Below are 26492 nucleotides of genomic sequence, written 5' to 3' on the forward strand. Positions count from 1 at the left end.
TTCGGTAATGTTAAAAATGGAGGTATACACCAATGGCAAATAAGTATTGTTACCTTTTCTCTGAGGGTAATGCCAACATGAGAGAGCTTCTCGGCGGTAAGGGCGCAAACCTGGCTGAGATGACAAACATCGGTCTTCCTGTTCCTCAGGGCTTCACAATCACAACAGAGGCTTGTACTCAGTACTATGAGGACGGCGGAATCTCTGACGAGATCATGGCAGAGATCAACGAGTATATCGTTAAAATGGAAGGAATCACAGGAAAGAAGTTCGGCGATAAGGAGAATCCTCTCCTCGTTTCTGTTCGTTCAGGCGCAAGAGCTTCAATGCCTGGTATGATGGATACAATCCTTAACCTCGGTCTCAACGAGACAGTTGTTAACACAATCGCTGAAAAGTCCAACAATCCAAGATGGGCTTGGGACTGCTACAGAAGATTCATCCAGATGTATTCTGACGTAGTTATGGAAGTTGGTAAGAAGTACTTTGAAGAGCTTATCGACGAAATGAAGGCTAAGAAGGGCGTTACACAGGACGTTGAGCTCAACGCTGACGACCTCAAGGAGCTCGCTGGCCAGTTCAAGGCTGAGTACAAGGCTAAGATCGGCAAGGACTTCCCAGACGATCCTAAGGAGCAGCTCATCGGCGCTATCAAGGCTGTATTCCGTTCATGGGACAACCCAAGAGCTAACGTATACAGAAGAGATAACGATATCCCATTCTCTTGGGGTACTGCTGTAAACGTACAGTCAATGGCATTCGGTAACATGGGCGACGACTGCGGTACAGGTGTTGCGTTCACACGTGATCCTGCTACAGGTGAGAAGAAGCTCATGGGTGAGTTCCTCACAAACGCACAGGGCGAGGACGTTGTTGCAGGCGTTCGTACTCCTATGCCTATCCAGCAGATGGCTGAGACATTCCCTGAGGCTTTCGCTCAGTTCAAGGAAGTTTGCCAGACTCTCGAAAATCACTATCACGATATGCAGGATATGGAGTTCACTGTTGAGAACAAGAAGCTCTATATGCTCCAGACAAGAAACGGTAAGAGAACTGCACAGGCTGCTCTCAAGATCGCTTGCGACCTCGTTGATGAGGGCATGAAGACAGAGCAGGAAGCTGTTGCAATGATCGATCCAAGAAACCTCGATACACTTCTCCACCCACAGTTCGATACAAAGGCTCTCAAGGCTGCTACTCCTATCGGCAAGGGCCTCGGTGCTTCACCAGGAGCTGCTTGCGGTAAGATCGTATTCACAGCTGATGACGCTGTAGAGTGGGCTGCTAAGGGCGAGAAGGTCGTTCTCGTTCGTCTCGAGACTTCTCCTGAAGATATCACAGGTATGAAGGCTGCACAGGGTATCCTCACAGTTCGCGGCGGTATGACATCACACGCTGCTGTTGTTGCTCGTGGTATGGGTGAGTGCTGCGTTTCAGGCTGCGGCGATATCAAGATGGACGAAGCTAACAAGAAGTTCGAGCTCGGCGGCAAGACCTTCAAGGAAGGCGACTATATCTCGATCGACGGTACAACAGGTAACATCTACGACGGCGTTATCGCTACAGTTGACGCTCAGATCGCAGGTGAGTTCGGAAGAATCATGGCTTGGGCTGATAAGTACAGAACTCTTAAGGTTCGTACAAACGCTGATACTCCTGCTGACGCTAAGAAGGCAAGAGAGCTCGGCGCTGAGGGTATCGGTCTCTGCCGTACAGAGCACATGTTCTTCGAGGCAGACAGAATCGCTGCTTTCCGTGAGATGATCTGTGCTGATACAGTTGAGGGCCGTGAGGCTGCTCTCGCTAAGATCGAGCCAATGCAGCAGGCTGACTTTGAGGCTCTTTATGAGGCTCTTGAGGGCTGCCCTGTTACAATCCGTTTCCTCGATCCTCCTCTCCACGAATTCGTTCCTACAGAAGAGGCTGACATCAAGCTTCTCGCTGATTCACAGGGCAAGTCCGTTGAGGATATCAAGAACATCATCGCTTCTCTCCACGAGTTCAACCCAATGATGGGCCACAGAGGATGCCGTCTTGCTGTAACATATCCTGAGATCGCTGCTATGCAGACAAAGGCTGTTATCAAGGCTGCTATCAACGTTAAGAAGAAGCACGCTGACTGGACAGTTAAGCCTGAGATCATGATCCCACTCGTTGGCGATGTTAAGGAGCTCAAGTATGTTAAGAAGGTAGTTGTTGAGACTGCTGACGCTGTTATCAAGGAAGCAGGTTCTGAACTCCAGTACGAAGTTGGTACAATGATCGAGATCCCAAGAGCTGCTCTTACAGCTGACGAGATCGCTAAGAACGCTGACTTCTTCTGCTTCGGTACTAACGACCTTACACAGATGACATACGGCTTCTCACGTGACGACGCCGGCAAGTTCCTCGGCGCTTACTACGACAAGAAGATCTTCGAGAACGATCCATTTGCTAAGCTCGATCAGACAGGTGTTGGTAAGCTCATGGAAATGGCTATCAAGCTCGGTAAGCCTGTTAATCCTAAGCTCCACTGCGGTATCTGCGGCGAGCACGGCGGTGATCCTACATCTGTTGAGTTCTGCCACAAGATCGGCCTCGACTATGTATCTTGCTCACCTTTCCGTGTTCCAATTGCTCGTCTCGCTGCTGCTCAGGCTGCAATTGCTGACAAGAAGTAATTAGAGTATATATATAGTATACCTTATAGACGTTTTTAACGTTTTGTGTTCATACGGATAAAAGAAGTCCTCACAGTTTCGGCTGTGAGGACTTTTTGCTGTAATAAAGACCGCAGTTAATTCTGCGGTCTTAATATTTTCTTTACTCTTAAAACTATGCGGCGCTCCTTTGAAAGTGCAAAGGCTGCGGCGATAAATACCAATGTTCCTGCCGCAATCTCAAATGGGAATCTCAGCAGCGCACCCTCGGGTATTATGAATGGCAGAGTTGCTATTGCTCCGCAGGGCGGGAAATAGAGCTTCATTCTGCACACGGCGGCGAGTATCACTGCACAAGATAAAGCAGCCGATACTGCAAGGGGAAGTCCCAGCTTTTCTGTGAGAACAAAGCGCGAGAGAACTCCGCTGACCGAGGCAAGAATCATAAGCGAAGCCGCCTGCGGTGAACGCTCCAGAAGCTTGCTGTTGGGCTTTGACATCTCAAAGAATGCTACGATGAGCGGCGGAGCTATGAAGAATATCTCCTTTGTCAGAAGTGGGATCATGCAGATGACGCTTGCAGCTGCTATTTGTCTTATGCGCAGCGCGAAAAGCTGTTTATCGGGCTGTACGGGAGTAAATACACTTTTTTCGCGCAAGCTGCACTTCTCAAGTATCAGCTGTGCAAGGAGTATCAGCGAAGTCATAACGACTACCGAGCCTATGTATACGGGGCTTTTTGTTCCCAGCAGCACAGGCAGTACACAGGCTGATACGGCAGGAAGAAACTCCGTTTTTGACGCCGTAACGCAAGCCACTGCACATACCATAGCAAGGGGTACCTTTATGACGGGAGGAATCGGCACGAATACCAGTCCTACGCCGATAATTGCCGCTGCGGTTATTGTCAGCAGCAGCCTTAGCCTTGATACGTTCCACGACTGCTTCGGAGCAGCAAGCGCTCCTATGGCAACAGCCGTTATTTCGGGGAAGATTACCTCTTTATCGTGTAAAAGCTCCGAAGCTGCAACCATTCCTGCCGCTAAGGCGAGGGATATGAAAGCAGGGAGCACTTTTTTGAAATGAACCACTTATTTCACCTTTTCTTATATGATCACAAGTAGTATTATACAACTTTTCTGCCTTGAATGCAACTGTATTATTCGATAAAAAACTGCAATTATAGTATTGATTTATGTTTTCTTTAATGACAGTGGCGGAAAAGTTTTTGAAAAAGCTCTTGACAAATACCCTGTGGGGGTATATAATATGATTACAAGATACCCTACAGGGGTATACAAGGGAGTGTTATTCATGAATGATAAGGAATGCTGCTGCGGACGCAAGAAAAAACGCAGCGAAGAGGAATTCAGGTCGCTGATGAATCGTCTGAAAAGAATAGAGGGACAGGTCCGCGGAGTTGAAAAAATGCTGGAAAATGACGCCTACTGCCCCGATATATTGACGCAGGTATCGGCTATAAACAGCGCACTGAACAGCTTCAACAAGGAGCTGCTGGCTTCTCATATGAAGAGCTGCGTCGTGAACGATATCCGTGCAGGAAAAGATGAGGTCATAGACGAGCTTGTGGCTACATTGCAGAAGATAATGAAATAACGGGAAAGGAGCTTCAATGGAGCAATATAATGTGACGGGAATGAGCTGTGCGGCTTGCAGTGCAAGAGTTGAAAAGGCTGTATCAGCCGTTCCGGGAGTCAGCAGCTGTGCGGTTAGCCTTCTTACAAATTCAATGGGAGTTGAGGGGACTGCTTCGGAAGCGGACATAATCCGAGCCGTTGAGAATGCAGGCTACGGAGCTTCAAAAAAGGGCGCAGAAGCTAAAACAGCGGCAGCCGATGAAGATATGCTGAAAGATACGGAAACACCTAAGCTGAGAAAACGTCTGATAAGATCGGTGATAGTGCTGCTGGTGCTGATGTATTTCTCAATGGGACACATGATGTGGGGATTCCCTGCACCTGCGGCGTTTGATAATCACGTATTTCTCGGCGTATTTGAAATGCTTCTCGCTATCATCATAATGATGATAAACGGGAAATTCTTCACTAACGGATTCAGGTCGCTTTTCAGCGGACACCCTAATATGGATACCCTTGTGGCGCTGGGTTCAAGTGCTTCATTCGGCTATTCGCTTGCGGAGCTTTTCATTATGATACTTGCGCAGGGCAGCGGCGACCATGAGACGGTCATGAAATACGGAATGAACCTGTATTTCGAGTCCGCAGCCATGATACCCACCCTTATAACCGTGGGAAAAATGCTTGAATCCATGTCAAAGGGACGGACTACCGACGCTTTGAAAGGTCTTATGAAGCTCGCTCCGAAAACAGCGATTTTATATCGGGACGGCGAGGAGCGCGAGGTCGGTATCGAGGAGGTCAGAGAGGGGGATATCTTCGCGGTAAAGCCCGGCGGAAGCATTCCCGCTGACGGAGTTGTGGTGTATGGTTCGTCTTCTGTGGACGAATCCGCTCTCACAGGCGAAAGCATACCCGTTGACAAGGAAGAGGGCTCTGCTGTCTCGGCGGCTGCGATAAACAAATCGGGCTATATCCGCTGCCGTGCCACAAGAGTAGGCGAGGATACCACGCTTTCCCAGATAATCAGGACAGTATCGGACGCAGCGGCTACAAAGGCTCCTATTGCACGAATAGCCGATAAGGTATCGGGGATATTCGTTCCTGCCGTTATAGGGATAGCTCTCCTGACGCTTGGCGGCTGGCTGATAGCGGGCAAGGAGTTCAGCTTTGCCATTGCAAGAGCCATATCCGTGCTTGTTATAAGCTGTCCCTGTGCTCTCGGACTTGCTACTCCCGTGGCTATAATGGTAGGCAGCGGCGTGGGAGCTAAAAACGGCATACTCTACAAGACAGCCGCTTCTCTTGAAGCTGTTGGCAGAGCCAATATAGCCGCCCTTGACAAGACGGGAACTATAACCGAGGGCAAGCCCGATGTTACGGATATTATCCCTTTCGGTACAACAGAAAAGGAGCTGCTCACATACGCTTCGGCTCTCGAAGCAAAAAGCGAACACCCTCTTGCAAAGGCGGTGATTGCAAGGGCTTCGGGCATTACTATACCCGAGGTCACTGACTTCATGGCGCTTGCAGGAAACGGTCTTTCCGCTGTCCTTGGCGGGGAAGTCCTCGAAGGCGGCAGCTATAAGTATATCTCGCAGAAGTATGATATCCCGGCGGACTTTGTTTCAAAAGTGACCGAGCTTTCCGACGGGGGAAAAACGCCTCTGCTCTTTGCAAAGGGCGGCAGGTTCATAGGTATCATAGCTGTTGCGGACACTATAAAAAGCGACTCGGCAGACGCCATAAAGGAGCTCAAGGGCATGGGCATAAATGTGTATATGCTCACGGGCGACAACGAGCGCACAGCCAATGCCATAGGCAGACAGGCAGGTGTTGACAATGTCATCGCAGGAGTCCTTCCCGACGGCAAGTCAAAGGAAATAGCCGAGCTTAAAAAGCAGGGCAAGGTCATCATGGTAGGTGACGGTATCAATGACGCTCCTGCACTGACTACTGCTGACACAGGCGTTGCCATAGGCGCAGGTGCAGATGTTGCAATAGACGCCGCTGATATCGTCGTTATGAAGAACAGGCTGACGGACGTTTCCGCCGCGATACGTCTCAGCCGCGCAACGATAAGGAATATCCACGAGAACCTCTTCTGGGCATTCATATACAACGCCGTGTGCATACCCCTTGCAATAGGTTTGTACGGCGTCGAGATGAAGCCTGCATACGGTGCGGCGGCTATGGCTATGTCAAGCTTCTGCGTGTGCATGAACGCTCTCAGGCTGAACTTGGTGAAGATACATGACGCAGGTCATGACAAGAAAATAAAGACCAAAATAATAAAAACGGAGGAAAAAGCTATGACAAAGACATTAAAGATCGAAGGTATGATGTGCGAGCACTGTGAGGCAAGAGTAAAGAAAACTCTTGAAGCTATCGACGGTATCGAGAGCGCTGTTCCCGACCACAACGCGGACACTGCTGTTATCACCCTCAGCAAGGACGTTCCCGAGGATGTCATCAAAGCCGCTATAGAAGCTCAGGATTACACTTTTGTCGGCATAGAGTAAACTATAAAAGCCTTGCTCTGTGAAATATGAGAACAAGGCTGATATCAGGGAATGATACGCAAAAGTGGCATAATAAAAGGAGTATGTCCCCTTATTCGGGAACATACTCCTGTGTTTTTTTACTCAGTTCAACTTGAAGTATACGTTTCTGTACCAGTCAACTGTCTCAGCAAGTCCCATATCTACAGAGTACTCAGCCTTCCAGCCGATACGCTCAAATGCCTTTGTTGGATCTAACTGCTGTATCAGTATCTCATTAACATCGCTCTGCTGGATAACAGACTCGATATTCTCGCAGTTCATAACAGCCTTTATCTTGTTGACGATAGTCTCAATGTCTGTAGCGATACCTGTACCGAAATTGAATGCGTTTCCTACAACGCCTTCCTTTTCGATGTTGTAAAGCATATACATATAAGCATTGACGATATCCTTGATGTAGAGGAAGTCTCTCTTGAATACGCCGTTTGCAGGGTGTCTGATAACAGGAGACTCGCCGTTTTCAAGCTTCTGGATAGTTCCGGGGATAAGTCTGTTGAAGTTGTTGTCTCCGGGACCGTAGATGTTGCCGAATCTTCCTACTGCAACAGGGAGCTTGTAGCTGTGGTAGAAGCTTCTTGCCAGCATATCCTGACAGACCTTAGAAACGTCGTATGGGTTGCTGCCCTGAAGTATCATGCTCTCGTTGTATGGGAGCACATCGCTGTCGCCGTATACCTTATCGCTTGAAGCAACGAGAACAGCCTTGACTGTATCCATATGAAGTCTTGCAGCGTCCAGGATATTGTATGTACCTACGATATTTACCTGGAAAGTCACCTTTGGCATCTTGTAAGCCAGATCCTGAAGAGCTACAGCAGCAAGGTGGAAGATGAACTCTATCTTCTGCTCAACGAGTATCTGCTCGATAAGAGCGCCGTTGCTGATATCGCCGTAGTAAATGTTTACCTTTTTGTCAAGTCCGCAAATGCTGAAATAGCTTGTGCTGTCACATCTCTCGATGAGAACGGTAACATTTGCGCCAAGCTCGATAAGGTGCTTTGTGATGTGCGCTCCTACAAATCCTGTAGCACCTGTTATAAACACACGCTTGTTTTTCATGTCTTTGCTATTCATTTCTTCTCTATCCTCTTTCTTTTTGACCTTTTGGCCGATTTTCTCTGACCACAGCGCGAATTTTTGGCTAAAAATAAAGCCTGACACCTCGCTGTGGGAAAACACTGAAACAATGAGTAGTATAGCATATTCGTCGAATTTTGTCAAGTATTAATTGTTTTAAGAACTTGGGCAAAAAACTGTTAATAATCATCGAAATACGGCGTAAAAAATTGAACCATCAGCACATGAAAATTATATAGGAACAGGTCGAAAAAAGGTATTGATTTTCTCTATGAAGTGTGCTATAATTTTAATCAGCGTCTCCGGACGCCGGGGAAATAAATGGTACCGAGCCGCTTATTTCCTTGAAGCAAAATCCTATAGAAAAACATAACGGAGGAAAAGAAAACATGAGCGAGATCAAGCCCAAAAAAATTGCCGTTTTGAACGGTATCTTACACGGTCACTTTACGGGAAGTGTTGAGGTCGTAAGAGAATTAGCCGCATTAGGACATGATGTGACTTGTTTTGTTACAGACGAATTTGCACCGAGATTAGACGAAGTTCCTGTAAAGAAAGTAGTTTATTCAGCAGATGTAAGTGAAATTGCTAAAAGATTACCTCCAAATGTTCCATCATTCGCTATAAATTCATTCATGGTAGGCAAGGCAACAGACGTTGTTATGACACTGCTCATGAATGATAAGACAGAGTACGATTACTATATCATCGACGCATTTTTCGACATTGAAGAAATGAACAAGGTCTTAAAGATCGATCCTGCTAAATTCGTAATGATCTACCCTTCATTCATTCTTACAGACGAGAACCAGTTTGACAATGCAAGACTGATAGGCTTACAGGCAACAAACGCTAAATACAATATCAGTCTCCGTGATTTCGTCGGACTTATATTCACTCCAAACAACTTCAAGAAGATACTCCTGACATCAAAGTATTTCCATTTAAGACCAGAGGATACAGACGACAAGTGCTACTTCCTCGGACCACACATCGAGCAGAGAGTCGTTGACAAGAGCTTTGACTTCAAGAAGGACGAGAACAAGAAGCTCCTCTTTATCTCACTGGGAACTATATTCGGCAAGGACTTGGAGTTCTATCACCGCTGTATCGAAGCTTTCAAGGACTCGGACGAGTATCAGGTAATCATGTCTGTTGGTAAGTTTGTAAATATCGAGGAGACCTTCAAGGAGATCCCCGATAACTTCACTATCTACAACTATGTACCACAGACACAGCTTTTACCGCAGGTCGATGTATTCATCACACACGCAGGCTTCAACTCAACATCGGAAGGTCTTGCAAGCGGCGCTGCACTGGTGCTTGTACCGCAGGCTGTTGACCAGTTTGACGTTGCAAAGGTAGTTGCAGGACTTAACGCAGGTATCGCTCTCAACAAGCATGAGATAGACATTACAGCTGATATCATCAAGAAGGCTGTTGATGACGCTTATGCTAACAGAGAGAACTTCAAGGCAGGCACAGATAAGATAATCGCTTCATTCAACGAAGCAAGAAGCAACAGAACAGCACTTTACGCTGAGATATTTGCTTGATTTGACAAGAAAAGCCGACAGGGAGCACCTGTCGGCTTTTTACGGATTGCATATTTATATTGAACGGGCGGATACTATCCGCCCCTACACATTTACGGCGATATAGCACGGGCGAGCGGAACTCGCCCCTACAAAAAGGCGAACCGCTTGGTTCGCCTTTAATTATGCATTATGCATTATGAATTATGCATTAAAAATCCCACCACGAAAAAAGACTGCCATGCGGCAGCCTTTTATATATAGGTATAGAACAGGATTGCAAAATAATAACGACCTTCATTGACACCCTCTCAAAAAGCCAATCAAGGTCGCTATTGAGTGACGCCTGCGCACCCTCTATACGCAGTTGTCAATACGGCAGCACATATTCCGAAGTGCCATATATCTTCTTGCTGTGATGTCATGCTTGTTTGGTCGTTTCAAGCGATGCGTGAACTGCTTTAGGCGATTAAACATATTATAGGCATTAATGTTTAATAGCAGTTGAAGTAAGTCCGATGTGTGCTGGATCGAAGTGGTAAAACCGAAGATCCGGCGGAGTTTGATACCGGATCAAGCAAAAGAACGATATACTTGCCGATTTTGTTACAGGACACATAAAAATCTGTTGAAATTATGTGGCGGTAGAGAAGCCGATTTTTCGGCGGTTTTTCTACCAACAATTGTATTATAAAGCATGACGGCGTTAAGTTCAATTGATTATATTGCTCAAAATTAGGACTATATTGCTAAATTTAGTATTATATTTTATATTAAGGATTTATGAACTAAATTACTGATTTTAATAAATAAGTTTTAAGACATAAAAATAAAAATAAACGGCTGATTTTGGTATAGAGCAAAAACCGTATTGACAAATCTGCGTAGATACGTTGATTTGAGCTTCGACAAAAAATGTAGCACAATTACAACATCTTTTAACGAGGGTGACGTTTTGAACTGTAAACTGATAAAACTTGCTATGGTTAAAAGTAATACAAAATTGTGCGACAAAAATTTTTTGGAATTTTTTGAATATTTTTGATATTTTTTTATTTTTTAATCAAGGCTGACAGCTCCGAGGCATAAAAAAGCTCCGAGGTTTAACTCGGAGCCCATGTTTTACAGTATGCCCTGTGAAGCGTCTCTTATTCTCTTCTGGTAGTATTCCTCCTGCCATGAGAAATCGAAATCCTTGAACAGCTTCAGACAGCCGTTGGCGTTTGCGAGAGCGCCCTCCAGACCTTCGATATCGTCAGCCTTTGCGAAGATATAGACTGCGGTTATCATTATCTCAAGAAGCATTGAATCGTTTCTGCCCTGGGGCTTATAGCCGAATTTCAGGAGCTTGAGAGCGTCGCGGTAATTCTTTGCGGCGCAGTCTGCCAGCGCAAGCGAGATATAGAGCTTAGCCTGACGCTTTAGGCAGGTCTTTTCGCAGTATTTCTGCAAAAAGCTTATGTTCAGCGTGCGGAACTCCTCGGCGTCGCGCCAGTTGCCTATCTTGCTGATAGTGCTGAGCATTTCGGTGCAGTAGCCGAATTTCTCGTCGCCGCTGAGCTTTTTGTCTATGAGCTTTTCAAGATAAAAATAAGCTGTCTTATTATCGTATATCTTATCGTAAAGAGATGCTATCTGGATTATATCGAAGTATGTGGGCTTTTTAGCGTTGTCGATGAAAGCGTCGGCGTAAGCCTCACACAGCTCCTTGGAGTAGCCCTTGTCAACGAAGAGGCTGTAAACTTCCGCATATTTTTTCATCTCAGCAGCGTGAGATGTCAGCAGAGGAAAGCCTGCCTTTTTTCGTTCTATAGGTGATAACATATCTTTGCCCCTCCCATCTGATATGGAACAGCCGACTGCAAAAAACAGGGATAACAGTGCCTGAGGTTTCACTGTTTTTGTATCGTCTGCGTATATGAACTTATATATTTTCTATATAATGAGTAAAAACAGTAAATTATTTTCACTCGTCTGTGTAATCAATCATAACACAAATTTATAGGTTAGTCAACGCCTACTGGCAATTTAGTGACAAAACTGTTGATATGCACAAAAAAATCACTGATTTTTTTCCTAATTATTTTTTTAAACTTAAAATTCCTTTAAGCTTATTTCAATATTTTGTGGTATAATATAGTTACAGTGGAATGGTGTCCGCTTTTATAGATATATGCCTTACATATATAATGGCATTCAAGGGGGTATTCCTATGAGGCTTCTCGTTGTTGAGGACGAGATACAGCTCGCCGACGCTCTGTCGGAGATACTTAAAAGAAATATGTACAACGTCGATACCGTTTACGACGGCGTTGACGGACTCGATAATGCTCTTACGGGAGTTTACGACTGCATCATACTGGATATCATGCTTCCCGGCATGAACGGTATGGAGGTGCTGAGGAATCTCCGCCGCGAGCACGTAAATACGCCAGTTCTTCTGCTCACCGCACGAAGCGAGATCGAGGACAAGATCAACGGTCTTGACTGCGGTGCAGACGACTACCTTACAAAGCCCTTCGTTACTGGTGAGCTTCTTGCGCGAGTAAGAGCACTCACCAGAAGAAAGGGCGAGATAGTCGACGAGAACAGAATGGATTACAACGGACTTGAGCTTAACAAGAGCACCTGTTCCGTAATGTGGAAGGGCAATGACGTTAAGCTTTCGCTCAAGGAGTACCAGATAATGGAGCTCCTTATATCAAACCCGCACCAGATACTTCCAAAGGAGCGTATAATCGAGAAGATATGGGGCTATGAGAGCGATGTTGAGTACAACAACATCGAGGTCTACATATCCTTCCTGAGAAAGAAGCTTTCGGTAATATCCGCTCCTGTTCAGATCAAGACCGCAAGAGGTATAGGCTATTCTCTTGAATGATGAAGGAGGAATGTCGCAATGTTAAGGAAACCTCATGATCGAATGTTCAGAAAAGCCCAGATGAAGCTTTTCTCGCTGATCGTAAGTATTCTCCTTGCTGTTTTCATTGCACTTATCGGTTCTATAAACGTTATCACCAAGGAGGTCATGCGAGGGCAGTCCAAGGAAGTGCTCATGCAGATAGCTTCGGGTATCGAGTATAACGACAAGAACTCAACATTTACATATACCAAGCCTGTTGAGCAGAAGGGCGAAAAGCGCGACAAGGGCGGCAATCCGCCTGCGAAGCCCTCGGAAACAGCCAAGCCTGCCACCACTGAGGCTCCGACGACTACAACAGCGACTACTGTGACTACAAAGGCTGACGAGACTACTCAGGCAGTTCCGTCAACTGACGAGAGCACAGAGTACAGCGAGCAGTTCACTCCCGACGAGCCCGAGTACTACGAGGAGCCGCACGAGGAGCAGCCTGCTGAAACTCAGCCCCCCGAGACTCAGCCCTCAGAGGCTCAGACTACCGCGCCTTTCAGCGGACAGCAGAGCTGGGCTGCATGGGGACAGCAGGACTGGAACAACTGGAACCAGCAGGGACAGCCTGACTGGAACAACTGGAGCCAGCAGGACTGGGATAATTTCTGGAAAAACTGGAATAATAACAACGGCGGTCAGCAGGACTGGAACAACTGGAACAACTGGGGACAGCAGAACGGCGGCAGCGATCCCAATAACCCGTGGAACCCGTGGGATCAGACAAATCCGTGGAACCCGTGGAACCAGATGAACCCGTGGAACCCGTGGATGCAGTGGAACGGCAATATGACAGGTTCTCTTAAAGCAAGAAGCAAGGAGCCTGATAAGAACGGCGTCAAGGTACACGAGGATAATCAGACCTACAAGCGCTACAGCGGCGAAGAGCAGCAGGACGATGAAAACGCAGAAGCCGAGGACGAGCTTATTGCAGAGCCCCAGAGCTTCGGCGGCGAGGCTGTTCTTGTGAATACTGTATATACAGGCGAGCCTGTGCTGGAGGGCTTTACAGTTCTTTCAAACAGCGGAAGCAGCGACGCTCCCACAGCTATGGCTTCATCTTCCTCAGAGCCCAGCCGCATGGCTTATTCAAAGGTAGAGCCTATTCCGAAAACTCTCGGCTCTATAGATTTCTTCGTTATCATGGCAGATACAAAGGGCAATTACCTTGCGACTCTCAATAACGACAAGCTTGACTCACAGGGAGCTCAGGACTACATAACAACTATCCTTGACAACGGCAAGGATACAGGTATGATAAACGGCTATCAGTTCTATCAGACAGACAAGTCAAACGGCACTATCATGGTGCTTACGGATAAGAGCTCCGAAATGGATATGCTCAAGCAGCTCAAGCGTACAACTATAATTATAGGTCTTATAGCGCTGGTCGTTCTCTCTGTTTTTGCATATTTCCTCAGCCTGAGAAGCATTCAGCCTATCAAGGTCGCATTCGAGAAGCAGAAGCAGTTCGTTTCCGACGCCAGCCATGAGCTGAAAACTCCTCTTGCAGTCATCACCACAAACGCAGATGTACTTTCCGAGGAGATAGGCGAGAACAAGTGGCTTGAATACATCAAGGCTCAGACTGACCGTATGAACGTGCTGGTCAACGACCTGCTGAATCTCACAAGACTGGAGAACAATACCACTGATTTCGAGCGCAAGTACTTCAATCTCAGCAAGGCGGTAATAAATACCGCACTTCCATTTGAGTGTCAGGCATTCGAGAACAACAAGAAGTTCGAGGTAAACGTCGAGGATGATATCATGCTCAGCGGAAGCGAGAAGCACATCAAGCAGATGACAGCTATCTTCATTGACAATGCGCTGAAGTACTCCAACGACGGCGGTACGGTAAGAGTATCCCTGAAGAGAGTGGGCGACAGGAAGCTTCTGTCGGTATACAACACTGGTCAGGGTATCAAGGAAGAGGATACCGAGAAGATATTCGAGCGCTTCTACCGCAGTGATGAGTCGAGAAACCGCTCCACAGGCGGCTACGGACTGGGACTTGCAATTGCAAAGTCGGTAATTGACAAGCACAAGTTCAAGATACACGTAATGAACCAGCCGGGCAAGAGCGTTTGCTTCATGGTAACAATGCAGTAAGAGACAGGGCGCGATTTATCGCGCCCTGTTTAATGCGTAATTATTGTAGGGACGGCGTTCCGCTGCCCGAATAAGATTGCCGTATATTTCGACGGGCGCACACTGTGCGCCCCTACAAAAAAGGCGAACCATAACCATAGTACTTATATAGAAGCTCATGGTTAATTATGGGGGAAACCTTTCTGAGGAAAGGTTCTCCCCCATACCCCTTTCCAAAGACTTTTATCTGGTTTTTTCACAGATAGGGCGCTCCTGTATATGCAGTTTTTTTTATTTTATGAAGCGCCCTATCTGCGAAAAAACGAAAAAGAAAGTTTTAGGGAGAGAGTTTGAGAGAAGCCCCTTTTTCAAAAGGGGTTCTCTCAATAATAAGCATAAAACTTCTATATGAGTGTCACGGTTATGGTTCGCCTTTTTTATGCATTGAATTTAGTTCTAAATAGAAACATACTCGCTGTCCGTATTAAGCGGTTTCAGATATTCGTCGATACGCTCTCGTGAGACATTGTCCCCGATGACGATGAGCACGGGCTGTCCCTCTGAGACCTCGGCTGTCTCCGTCTTTTCACGGGTAGCGTTTATTTTCAGCCAGCCATTCTCCGCAGGCAGGGCACCCTTGATACGGAATATCCTGCCGCAGCTCTCGTCTGTGAATATATCGGCGATAAGCTGCTCCACGCACTCTCTCGGTATGGCGATATGCATGAAGTAGTGAACGGAGCTCTCTATATCCTCGGGGCTGAACTTCTTCACGTAGCTCGAACCGCGGTAGCCTGCGCTGCCGAAAAGTCTGTAGTCCTCGTCGTCAAGGCTCTCCCAGTCCTTAGCCACAACATCGCGGAGAGTGAGTCTGCGGTCACAGCGAATATCCTCAAGAGCGCGGTTCACATGGTCGAGTATGGACTGCACAAGCTCACTGTCGGCTTCACCGCGGAGCTTGCTTATCACTATCTTTCCGCAGCAGGCTGCCTCAGAGCCCAGTAGATACTCCATCTGCGGCGAGAGGTGCTCCTCCATTTCGCTGTCGACGATAGTGAGGACGCTGCCTATTTCAAACCAGTTATCCAGCGGCGAGTCGTGGAGTATATCGAAGAATTCGTCCATGTCGAATATGCCCGAGGGCTCGACGATAACGCGGTCAAAGTGCTGCATACCGAGAGATATGAGCTGTGTTTTGAAGCGACGTCTGTGGCAGTCCGCGTCGCAGCCTCCTGCTATCATTTCAAGGCGGCAGCGTTCGCCTTTAAGCTCCTGTAACATGAGCATATCAATGTTGACAGCGCCGAAGTCGTTTTCAAGTATGGCGATATTCTCGCCTCTGTCTATGCAGTTTCGGGCGTATTTCAGCAGAAAAGTGGTCTTTCCCGAGCCGAGTATACCCGTTATAAGGTCTATCTTTGTCATTTTATGATTTCCGTTTCTGTTTAGATGTTTTTATGGGCGCATTACGAACTGACCTGCGATATGGTTATGGTATAGGTCGCGCCGCTGAGGTGATCGGGATCGTTGGCGAGGTGACGTTCATCGCCGCCCCATGCGTCGGCTCCCGAGAAAGGATCGGGCTCATAATTTGGATCCGGGCGCAATTCTGATATCTTCACTTTAAGCCCCGTATCAACAGTCAGTCCGCCCTCCTCATCGTACCACCTGAACTCCTCGTTGGCGCTGTCGACAACGTCCCTGTAGTTGAGACCTCTCACACCGGGGTAGAACATTCCGCTGTCATTCACAAGGCGCATAACACGCTGTTTTTTGTCGGTTTTATCGTAGTCGGGACTGTTTATGCCGTATTTGTAATCCCTGCCGAACACTCCGTCGGAGACCTCCGCGTTGCAGTGAAGTATGCGGACTCCGCCGCTTTTCTGGAACAATGTGCTATACAAACCGTTTATGAAGCAGGCTGAATTATTGCCCTCGCCTGTGGTAAACTCGATGACGAAGTACTCTCCAAGCAAGCCTTTTTCACTGCCCCTCGGGATAAGGATACAGGAGGGCTTCTGCTGTGAGGAATTCAGCGTAAAGGACTGCTCGCCGCCTGTGTAGAACTGTATATCCTCCTCGGCTATCCAGCCCAGCATGAGCTTTGAAAACGCGGACAGGTCGCCGCTGCCCTCGTCCATGAGCTCGCTGCCTGCGGAGCCGCTCATACTGCCGATATCACTGCCTGACTCCTGATTTGTGCCGTAGTAATCCGTAAGTCCCATAGCGTGACAGAGCTCATGGGCTATCTTGGAATTTGTGCCTGGGCGGTCGTTCTTCCAGTACGGAATCACGCAGTATGAGCCAAGTTTCATGCCGCCATAGGTATCACTGCCGTAATACTTTGCGGAAAACGGCCACCAGTCGGGTATCTTGTCACCGTTATTGTCCATCTCCAGCAGCTTTTCGGGAACTATTATCACCATGGAGTCCAGAATATCATCTTTATTTGCGTCATAAACGCTCAAATCAAGCTTTTCTGCGTATTCCGACATTATTTCCTCAGCCAATCCAAGGGAATTGTTCTGGATATAGCTCTCCGCAGGATTTTTCGCCCTGTAGCTCATAACGTCGCATTCAAGGTACATTTTTCCGTAGGAAGCACGGTCAAAATAGGCAGGAACGCTCTCCAGAGGGTAAAAGCTTTCGTCTTTGTCTTCAGCGCCGAAGCAATTCTGCTTCACCTGCTCTGCAAAGTCAGTATCCGCGTAATGATCGGGGAACTCCACAGCAAATACGGGTAACCTGCTTCTACCCATGCCTGACATCGCAGGCGCAAGCTCGCTTACGGGAGCTTTTTTGTCCAGTCCCTTTATCTTCCCGAGAAGCAGACGTCTCAGGGCTGTCAGGTCGAAAATATCCACTCTGCCGTCCTCGCAGATATCGGCAGTCTCCGATACATTCAGCTCTGTATCTTCTGCACCTATGAGCCACTTTTGCAGCAGCACAAGGTCTGATATTTTTATCTGTCCGTCGCAGTTCACGTCGCCCTTTTCATACTGAGAAATGTCAGCATCGGCAGCGATGCTGTCTGCGGCTTCTCCGCCATGCACAGCGTTTGCGGCAGGCTGAAAAAGCAGCGCAGCCGCCGCAGCTCCTGCAAGAAGCTTGCTCATATTATCCACCCCTTTTTGCACCGTTCGTGCTTTTTATACTTCAAATATACTATAACTCCGTGAAAAAGTCAATCGGTTTATGTTTGTCGAAAAAGTCATTTTACCCATGAAAGGGATTCCAAAGGGACTGTGTTCCTTTGGCGGAGTCCAGAGGCAGAGCCTCTGGCGGGTTTGGGCAGAGCCCAAATATCGAAGGCGCTTCGCAAAGGGTGAATCAAAAAACAGTCCAGTGGACTGTTTTTTGAGAGGGTGACTCCCTGCTGTGCAGGGAGATGTCAGCTTTGCTGACAGAGGGTGCCGAGCCCGATTAGGGACGCCTTGCAAGTGAAGGCGTTCCCTTAATAAAATTGAGTTTATTGACAGTCTGAGTAACAATGTATCATTGCTCCTGCATTTTATAAAAATCGTTCTTGGCAAATGCCACGGTAAACTCGGTATACTGCCCCTGCTCTGATTTTACGGAAATGCTGTGCCCGAGTCTTTCGCACAGGCTCTTCACGATGTAAAGTCCCATACCCGTGGACTTTGCGTACAGACGTCCGTTCTCGCCTGTGAAGCTCTTGTCGAACACGCGGCTCAGGTCATTTTCGGGTATGCCTATGCCGTTGTCGCGGAAGTGAAGCAGCACACGGTCAGGGAGCTCCTCTGCGCTTATTTTCATAACGGTCTCGCGCCCCTCAACTGTGTATTTCAGGCTGTTTGCGATGAACTGTCCAAGCATGAATTCCAGCCACTTGCCGTCGGTCAAAACGCTTACGTCAAGCCCCTCGGTCTCGATAGAAGCTCCTGCAAGCTGGATATCCTCGCGCTTTTTCAGAGCTGTATTGGACACGGTGCGCTTCAGGGAGGTCTCCTTGATGATGTAGTCTTTTTCGGCACTCTCGGAACGGGCATAGTACAGCACCTGATCGGTATAGTCGTCTATGCGGCGGAGCTGCTCCAGAAACTTGTCTCCCAGCTTGTCGTTGTGGTTGTGCGCCATGAGCTGCAAACTTGCCACGGGGAGCTTTACCTCGTGCACCCACATCTCGATAAATTCGCGGAAGTCAGCGGAGCTCCGCTTATAGTCCGATACGTTCTCGCACATGGCTTTATTAGCCTGACAAAGAATCTCATAGGTGAGCCTGCCCTCAAGGAAGTCGGGCTCTCTTACCATTTCGTGAATGAGGTATTTTTTGTCCAGTATATCAAGCTTTTGTATAAGCTCGTCGTAGAACCGCCTTTTCCGCAGAAAGCCCACAAGCTCCTCTGTTATGATGAACAGCAGGAATATGACGGCGATAAATGCCCTGAGCTGGCTGCTTACCCTGTAAGCCGTCAGAAACAGCAGCATAAGTCCGAATGAGACCGCTGCGATAACGTAAAACCACAGTCTGTCCCTGATATAATCGCGGAATCTCATCTCAGTATGTACCCCTGCTTCTTGCGCGTTTCGATAGCGTCCTCGCAGCCAAGGTCGGCAAGCTTTGAACGCAGGCGGCTTATATTAACGGTGAGGGCGTTGTCGTTGACGAACTCGTCGTTGTCCCACAGCGCCGTCATAAGCTCGTCACGGGTGACGATAGAGCCGCGCCTGTCCAGCATAAAGCGGAAAATTATCATCTCGTTCTTGGTGAGGATAAGCTCGCGGCTGCCGTCGGTCAGACAGCCCTTGGCGTCGTTGACCTGCAAGCCGTTGTAGGACTGGACTGTTGCCGAACCTGCGGAACGTTTCAGCACAGCAGATATCCTCAGCAGCAGGATAGTGGGATTATAGGGCTTTGTGATGTAGTCGTCGGCGCCGTAGCTCATGGAAAGCACCTCGTCGGTCTCGGAAGTCCTGCTCGTCACCATGATAACGGGAGTATCCGTTTCGCTGCGTATCTCCTTGAGAAGCTGTTCGCCGTTAAGGTCGGGGATATTTATGTCCATGAGGATAAGGTCGGGCTTTGCGGAGAGTATCTTTGCCTTTGAGTTGCTGAAATCCGTAAGGTATTCGGCATCGTAGCCCGAATTGCGGAGAAGCTCGGCGAGCTCCTCGCGGATAGACCTGTCGTCCTCGACAATGAAAATCTTGCTCATATTTCACCTCTGAATTATTATTGTTTTAATTATAGCACAAATGAGCGGATAAAACAAGCCTTTAGCTGTAGGGAACGCCGCCCTCGGCGTTCCGTAAATTGATGATTGAGAATGTAGGGGCTGATGTACACAGCCCGAATAATTGCTTTGTAACCACACGGGGCGATGTAGGCATCGCCCCCTACACATTTTTACGTTATATCATGGGCTGTCGAGGACGCCAGCCCCTACAAAAAAGGCGAACCGATCGGTTCGCCTTTAATTATGCATTATGCATTGAACGGGCGCACATTGTGCGCCCCCTACACATTACTCGTCTGTTTCGTCGGTCTCGACGGGCGGCAGCTTCTCCACGCGACAGACCTCGATTCGGTGGTGCTTTACCTCGACCACGTTTATGTGAAGTCCGCCTGCTTCAAGCTCCAACTGTGTGCCGTCCTTGGGTATCTCGCCAAGCTTTGCTATGACGTAGCCGCCAAATGTCTCATACTTGTCCGCAGGAAGCGTTATATCAAGCTCCTCGCAGACATCGCTGAGGGAACTGATACCCGGAACTGTCCACTGGGTATCGTTTATCTTTTCAAGTCTTACAGCAGGCTCGTCCTCGGGATCGTCAGCGAAGTCGCCAACAAGCTCCTCGACAAGGTCGGTGATGGTGATTATACCGCTCATGCCGCCGTATTCGTCAACTACTATTGCGAAGTGGTCTGCGCCGCGCTGCTTCATCTGGTCGAACAGGCGGTCAGCCTTCATATTCTCGTGTACAAAGCAGGGCTCGCGGACAGCCTTTTCCATGATGTTGTCCTTGCTCTTGTCCTCAAGTCGGAAATAGTCCTTTGCGTTGAGAACGCCGATAACGTTGTCCACGCTCTCGCCGCACACAGGGAACGAGGAATGACGGGTGCGGTGTATGGTCTCCTCCCAGACGCTGATATCGTCGTCGCTCCAGAGCACGTCGACGTCTGTACGGTGAGTGCAGACCTGTTCCGCGGTCATATCGTCAAAGGCGAAAACGTTCTTGATTATGCGGTTCTCGTCCTCGTCGATAGTACCCTTTTCCGCGCCTGCATCGGACATCATGAGTATCTCTTCCTCGGTGACTGTGTCGTCGTCGCTGTTGGGATCAATGCCCATGAGGCGCAGTATACCGTTTGCGGAGACGTTCAGCAGCCATACCAGCGGTGCGAAGAAAACTGCCACGAAGTTTATGACTCCGCTCATGGCAAGAGCTATCTTCTCGGGATCCTTCATAGCAAGGCGCTTGGGCACCAGTTCTCCGAAAACCAGAGTAAAATAGGAAAGCACCAGTGTAATAAGAACTACCGCTGCCTTTTTGATAACAGCCGCAGGTATCCCTATGCCTGTTTTGACCAGCGCAGAGGTAAGAAGCTCCGCAAAGCTGTCTGCGGCAAAAGCGGCGCCTATGAAGCCTGCAAGGGTGATAGCCACCTGAATAGTAGCAAGGAATCGTGTAGGCGTATCGGTAAGCTTTTTGAGTCTCGCGGCTTTTTTGTTGCCGCTGGCGGCAAGCTTTTCAAGCCGCACATCGCTTGTGGAGATGACCGCCACCTCCGTACAGGCGAAAAGCGCGTTCAGCGCGATAAGTATTATTTGCAGAATTATCTGCCCTAACATATTCATATCCTCCGTTAAAATAACTGTATTTGTCTATATGTCTATAACCTCATAAAGGCACAGCCTAACACAAACGATAGTGCAGACCATGCCTTGATAATACATATTTAACGAAGTATGTCTCGTAATTATAAGGATTACTGCCGTCAGGGGCACCGTCCATTATTATTTTCATCTCCTGTTCTGCTTGAAGTATATGTATTATAGCATATATTTTATAAAAAAGCAAGTCTCACGGATAAAAAATCAGCAATCAGCCTGTAGGGGGGCTGATTGTGCTCCTGTGTCCTGTGTCTCGCCTTACAAAAACAGCCCGAAAGTATTACCGTTACACTTATATAAAAGTTTATAGTTAATTATGGGAGAAACCTTTCCGATGAAAGGTTTCTCCCAATAATAATTATAAAACTTCTATATGAGTATCAGGGTTAATGCTTTCGCGCTTTATGTTTATTTGTTTTCTGTTGAAGCCGCAGCCGCTGCTGCTTTCTTAGCCTTTTTTCTGATAGCTCTGTTTGTCTTTCTGAATATGAATCCGAGGAAGAGCTCGGCAGCTCCGATTATCAGGAGCATACAGGTGAAAGGCAGGAGCAGAGTCTCTGTCAGGTAGAATCCCACATTATGTGTGAATGTGAACGCTACAGCAGAACCGATAAGTATCACAAGTCCTGATATGAACATCAGCAGACCTACGATATTGAATACAGTTGCGAAGAAGCCTGTAACGTATCTTGCGCGTTTTGCAAGTATAACAGCTGTCCAGATAAGGAACAGTATCACAAGTCCGCCGAGAATGCCGATAGTGATGAATGAGAACGCATAGCTGCACTTGTCAATGTCGAAGCCCAGCTTTCTGCTCCACTCCTTGACGCTCATGGTGTCGCTGAAGTTGTCCTTCTCCAGATTCTTTTCAATAAGCTCATAACCGCTGTCGGTGATCTCGTAATCGAACTCCTTGACAGCCGCATTCTTGTTTGTTCTGATGAAGTCGTTGACGAAGTCCTCTGCGGTAATTGACGGGTCTCCGCCCTTGCCGTCGATGATGTAGTCGAGGTAGTCCTTAGCCACTCTTCCTGCATACTCGCGGAAGTCCGTATTCATCATGTATCTCTTGAAGCCTGCCTCGTCAGCCGCGCCCTTTGTAGCTGTGCGGAAGCCCATTGAATCATAGAGAGTCTTGGCAAGCTCCTTGCCGTCGAACTGAGCCGACAGGGTAGTGCTTGCGTTGAGCTTTTCTGCTCTCTTGCGGATAACACTGCCGTTAGCGCCGATCTTTACCGCAAGGGAAAGGCTGAACGCCAGCAGGAAAACAATAGTGAATATAGTCACCAGCGAAGCTCCGAAGATACGTCCGCCGCCGACTTTCTTGCGAGCCTTTGGCTTGTCCTCCTGCTGAGGCATAGGTGCTGGAGCAGGTGCAGGCTCGGGCTGTACAGGCGGGGGAGGAGCGATACTGCTCTGTATAGGCTGAACTGGTATCTTCATTGTATTGCTGTTGTCGTTGAAGCCGTTATTGCTTACGGGAGCGGCAGGAGCCTCCTGCTTGGGGAACTCCGCAGGCTTCTGAGGTTTTTCCACGGGAACAGGCTCAGGCTTTGGAGCTGTGAATACTTCGGTAACAGGCTCGGGAGCAGGCTCGTTCACAGGTTCGGGCTCGGGGAGCTCGATAGTCTCGGAGGTGCTGAGTATCTCCGTCGGCTCGTCATTGAGGAGCTCTGCTTCGCCGCTGGTAAGGCTGAGAGTTTCCTCGTTGGCGGCGATGATCTCTTCAAGGTGAGGAAGAATGGAAGTAGGCTCGTCGTCGGTATGTACATCGGGAGCAGGCTCGTTTTCGATACGGGCACCGCATTCTGTGCAGAATAAAGCGTCGTTTGGCAGTTCACTGCCGCATTTTTTGCATAGCATAATATCCCTCCTGTATTTTTCGTAAATGCTATTACAATTATAAGTCATACCAATAAATATGTCAAGTAAAAAAACTGTAACATTGTATTACACATGGGTATTTTCGGCAAAAAAGCGGATACAATGACAAAAAGCCCGCCGAAGCGGGCTTTAATTATTCGTTTTCGTTTGTGGTATCATCAATTTCTTTGAGCATATCGAAAGTATCTGCCGCCCAGTTTTCGATTTCAGTCTGGGGAACAGCGTTGATCCATTCTGCCCACTGCTCGGGGTCGTTCATGGAGCCCCACGGATTTGCCGGGTTATTTACCCATATCCACGGGCTGTCTGCTCCCGGAAAGTTTTCGGGAAGCCATGACGACTGATCGCTATTCGGATCAAGTGGATTCTGCGGATCCCACGGGTTCCACGGGTTCCACGGGACCCACGGGTTCCACGGATCCTGAGGATCCAACGAACTGGTATCCGGCCATTCCCATGCAGTCAGCTCGCTGATAAATTCATCAATGAACTCCTCGATGGAAATATCCGTGCTGTTCAGTGACTGGTCAACGTAGTATGAGAGGACGTATGAAGCGTCCATAGCGTTCACGCTGCCGTCCTTGTTGACGTCGCAGAGCGAAAGGAGCTCCTGAGTGATATCGGCGTTATTTACGGCAAAGTCGGCGTAAAGGGACAGAATATACGAAGCGTCCACAGCATTGATGATGCCGTCGCCTGACGGATCGCCGAGACCGAGGTCAGCCGCATTTGCGCTGACAGCCGAGCCAAGTGAAAGTGCCGCAAGCATACCTGCTAAAGTGCCTGCGAAAAGCTTTGATATCTTCATTGTAAAAACCTCCTTTGATGTCGGAAAAAACGGATTCTGTAAATTCATTATAGCGCAAAAAATCGGTACTGTCAACTTATATATTGCGGTTTTTAGGATTTAGAGCTAAGAACTAAGTGTAGGGGCGCACAGTGTGCGCCCGTGAATGAAAAATACGTTATTCACGGACTGCCAAAGGCAGCCCCTACAGGCTAACGGCTAATCACTGATCACTAAAAACTGGTCACTTCGGGACGCCGAGGGCGGCGTCCCCTACAATAATCACTATTACCACTGGACATATTGCAAAAAACGTGATATAATATAAATTAACCGTTTCTTTCATTCGGAAACGGAATCTTTACACTCAGATTGGAGCGATTTTTATGTCAAAGAAACCCTTTTACATCACAACGCCGATTTATTATCCGTCGGGCAATCCGCACATAGGTCACTGCTATACCACAGTTGCCTGCGATTCTATCGCCCGTTACAAGCGAATGCAGGGCTATGACGTAATGTTCCTCACAGGCACTGACGAGCACGGCCTCAAAATTGAGCAGAAGGCTGCCGAGCAGGGCGTAACTCCCAAGGAGTACGTTGACGTCATCGTTGACAGGTTCAAGAACCTGTGGAAATATATGAACATCTCATACGACAGATATATCCGTACCACTGACGACTATCACGTAGAAGCCGTTCAGAAGATATTCAAGGCACTTTACGACAAGGGCTATATCTACAAGGGCGAATACTCGGGCAAGTACTGTACTCCCTGTGAGAGCTTCTGGACTGACTCTCAGCTTGACGAGAACGGCTGCTGTCCCGAATGTCACAGACCTGTAAAGTACGCTAAGGAGGAGGCTTACTTCTTCAAGATGTCTCCCTTTGCAGAGCGCATAGAGAAGCTTCTTCTCGAGACTGACTATCTCCGTCCAAAGACAAGAGCTGTTGAGCTGGTAAACAACTTCATCAAGCCCGGTCTGGAGGACCTCTGCGTATCAAGAACCACATTCAAGTGGGGCGTACCTGTTACCTTTGACGACAAGCACGTTGTATACGTATGGATAGACGCCCTTTCAAACTATATCACAGCTCTCGGCTATGAGAACTCCGCACACAATGACTATGAGAAGTACTGGCCTGCCGATGTTCACATGGTAGCAAAGGACATCATGCGTTTCCACGCTATCATCTGGCCTGCAATGCTCATGGCACTTGACCTGCCCCTGCCTAAGCACCTTGCTGTACACGGCTATATCACCATGCAGAGCAAGGGCGGCGAAAGCGTTAAGATGTCCAAGTCACTGGGCAACGTTGTTGATCCTTTCGTACTGGGCGAGCGCTACGGCTGTGACTCTATCAGATATCATATCCTCCGCGAAATGGCTCTGGGCGCAGACAGCCTTTTCTCCAACGAGATAATGATAAACCGTATAAACTCCGACCTTGCCAACGGCTTCGGAAACCTTGTTTCCCGTACCGTTGCAATGGTGGACAAGTACTTCGGCGGAACTCTCCCCACAGAGCGCGAGAGCGATGCTTTGGACGACGAGTTCAAGTCAGTAGTCACAGGACTTCTTGCCGAGACTGACAAGTATATCGACGAGACCAAGCTGAAGCAGGTACTTGAAGAAATATTCAAGGTAGTTGACCGCGCAAACAAGTACATTGACGAGACCGAGCCGTGGAAGCTGGGCAAGGACGACACAAAGAAAGCCCGTCTTGCGGCTGTTCTCTACAATCTCCTTGAAGCTATCCGTGTTACATCTGCACTTCTTGCACCTTTCATGCCTACCACAATGCCGAAGGTATGGGAGCAGATAGGCGCTTCCGAAGCAGATGTAGAGTATGATAAGCTTGACAAGTTCGGCGTACTTCCTGCAAACGTTACAGTTCACAAGGGCGAGATACTCTTCCCGAGGATCGACGTTGACAAGGAGATAGAGGAGCTCAACGCTATCCTCACCAAGAACATGGAAGAAGCAAAGGCAAAGCTTTCATCAGAGGAAAAGGGCGAGGCGCCTGCCGAGCCTATCGAGCTGAAGCCCGAGATAACCATTGACGACTTTGCAAAGGTAGAGATAAGAGTTGCAAAGGTAGTAGCCTGCGAAAAGGTGAAGAAGTCCGACAAGCTCCTGTGCTTACAGCTTGACGACGGCATGGGCGGACGACAGGTAGTATCGGGTATCGCTCAGTATTACCAGCCCGAGGACCTTATCGGCAAAAAGCTCCAGCTCATAGCAAATCTCAAGCCTGTAAAGCTGAGAGGCGTTGACAGCAACGGAATGATATGCGCCGCAGATACTCCAGACGGAGTAAAGGTCATCTTCGTAGACGACAGCATACCTGTAGGCTCTAAGATAAGATAAGAAAAAACGGCGCATTATTGCGCCGTTTTTCAGTATATAGTGAGTAGTAAGCAGAAATATCCGTTTTGAATTTACTTGCTGAGAGTATGAGCGGGATTCCAAAGGGACTGTGTTCCTTTGGTCAGGTCAAGGGCTGAAAGCCTTGCAGGGTGACTCCCCACAGTGTGGGGAGATGTCGCAAAG

Annotated in this window: 17 protein-coding genes; 7 read left to right on the forward strand and 10 right to left on the reverse strand. The window is 48.2% G+C overall.

Translation table 11 applies throughout. From position 1 onward, the window contains the following. Positions 1-32 precede the first annotated feature (32 nt). Positions 33-2660: a pyruvate, phosphate dikinase gene (gene ppdK, locus T497_RS0101500; protein ID WP_028514085.1), complete on the forward strand. Its 2628-nt coding sequence runs from the start codon at positions 33-35 to the stop codon at positions 2658-2660. 116 nt (positions 2661-2776) lie between these two features. Here the strand turns inward: ppdK and T497_RS15495 are convergent, their stop codons facing one another. After that, positions 2777-3730 carry a hypothetical protein gene (locus T497_RS15495; protein WP_051530431.1) on the reverse strand — a complete coding sequence of 318 codons (954 nt, stop codon included), beginning with the start codon at positions 3728-3730 and terminating at the stop codon, positions 2777-2779. Between the two features lie 223 nt (positions 3731-3953). Here T497_RS15495 and T497_RS0101510 point away from each other — a divergent pair, with 223 nt between their 5' ends. Both T497_RS0101510 and T497_RS0101515 read left to right on the forward strand, forming a co-directional pair. Then, complete coding sequence (locus T497_RS0101510; RefSeq protein WP_028514086.1) at positions 3954-4256, forward strand: metal-sensing transcriptional repressor; 303 nt, start codon at positions 3954-3956, stop codon at positions 4254-4256. A 16-nt stretch (positions 4257-4272) separates the two neighbouring features. Further along, a complete protein-coding gene (locus T497_RS0101515) occupies positions 4273-6759 on the forward strand; it encodes a heavy metal translocating P-type ATPase (protein WP_028514087.1) in 2487 nt (828 codons plus the stop codon). Positions 6760-6882: 123 nt separating this feature from the next. On the opposite strand, the gene T497_RS0101520 is transcribed toward T497_RS0101515, so the two are convergent. Continuing rightward, on the reverse strand, positions 6883-7875 hold the full coding sequence (locus T497_RS0101520) for a GDP-mannose 4,6-dehydratase (protein WP_028514088.1): 993 nt from the start codon (positions 7873-7875) through the stop codon (positions 6883-6885). Positions 7876-8267: 392 nt separating this feature from the next. On the opposite strand from T497_RS0101520, the gene T497_RS0101525 reads away from it, so the two are divergent. After that, positions 8268-9434, forward strand: coding sequence for a nucleotide disphospho-sugar-binding domain-containing protein (locus T497_RS0101525; protein ID WP_028514089.1), 1167 nt, complete (start codon positions 8268-8270; stop codon positions 9432-9434). Between the two features lie 1101 nt (positions 9435-10535). On the opposite strand, the gene T497_RS0101530 is transcribed toward T497_RS0101525, so the two are convergent. Further along, positions 10536-11237 (reverse strand): hypothetical protein, encoded by a 702-nt coding sequence (locus T497_RS0101530; protein ID WP_028514090.1) that lies wholly within the window; start codon positions 11235-11237, stop codon positions 10536-10538. Positions 11238-11625: 388 nt separating this feature from the next. Between T497_RS0101530 and T497_RS0101535 the strand changes: the two genes are divergently transcribed. Continuing rightward, positions 11626-12294, forward strand: a complete 669-nt coding sequence (locus T497_RS0101535; protein WP_028514091.1) for a response regulator transcription factor — start codon at positions 11626-11628, stop codon at positions 12292-12294. 18 nt (positions 12295-12312) lie between these two features. Then, positions 12313-14433 (forward strand): sensor histidine kinase, encoded by a 2121-nt coding sequence (locus T497_RS17225; protein ID WP_080693263.1) that lies wholly within the window; start codon positions 12313-12315, stop codon positions 14431-14433. Between the two features lie 435 nt (positions 14434-14868). Here the strand turns inward: T497_RS17225 and T497_RS0101545 are convergent, their stop codons facing one another. From T497_RS0101545 to T497_RS0101575, 7 genes are all read right to left on the reverse strand, one after another. Beyond that, positions 14869-15837, reverse strand: a complete 969-nt coding sequence (locus T497_RS0101545) for a GTP-binding protein (RefSeq protein WP_028514092.1) — start codon at positions 15835-15837, stop codon at positions 14869-14871. Positions 15838-15878: 41 nt separating this feature from the next. Further along, positions 15879-17528: a dockerin type I domain-containing protein gene (locus T497_RS0101550; RefSeq protein WP_028514093.1), complete on the reverse strand. Its 1650-nt coding sequence runs from the start codon at positions 17526-17528 to the stop codon at positions 15879-15881. Positions 17529-17907: 379 nt separating this feature from the next. Continuing rightward, on the reverse strand, positions 17908-18930 hold the full coding sequence (locus T497_RS0101555; protein ID WP_028514094.1) for a sensor histidine kinase: 1023 nt from the start codon (positions 18928-18930) through the stop codon (positions 17908-17910). After that, positions 18927-19589, reverse strand: a complete 663-nt coding sequence (locus T497_RS0101560; RefSeq protein WP_028514095.1) for a response regulator transcription factor — start codon at positions 19587-19589, stop codon at positions 18927-18929. Before T497_RS0101560 ends, T497_RS0101555 begins: the two co-directional genes overlap by 4 nt. Before the next feature lie 309 nt (positions 19590-19898). After that, positions 19899-21224, reverse strand: coding sequence for a hemolysin family protein (locus T497_RS0101565; protein WP_028514096.1), 1326 nt, complete (start codon positions 21222-21224; stop codon positions 19899-19901). A 450-nt stretch (positions 21225-21674) separates the two neighbouring features. Beyond that, positions 21675-23129, reverse strand: a complete 1455-nt coding sequence (locus tag T497_RS0101570) for a zinc-ribbon domain-containing protein (RefSeq protein ID WP_028514097.1) — start codon at positions 23127-23129, stop codon at positions 21675-21677. A gap of 154 nt (positions 23130-23283) precedes the next feature. Beyond that, entirely contained in the window at positions 23284-23958 is a 675-nt protein-coding gene (locus T497_RS0101575; protein ID WP_028514098.1) for a dockerin type I domain-containing protein, read from the reverse strand. Between the two features lie 365 nt (positions 23959-24323). Between T497_RS0101575 and metG the strand changes: the two genes are divergently transcribed. Beyond that, complete coding sequence (gene metG / locus T497_RS0101580) at positions 24324-26309, forward strand: methionine--tRNA ligase (protein ID WP_028514099.1); 1986 nt, start codon at positions 24324-24326, stop codon at positions 26307-26309. Positions 26310-26492 lie beyond the last annotated feature (183 nt).

It is taken from the genome of Ruminococcus flavefaciens MA2007, from assembly GCF_000621845.1.
Lineage (GTDB): Bacteria > Bacillota > Clostridia > Oscillospirales > Ruminococcaceae > Ruminococcus > Ruminococcus flavefaciens_E.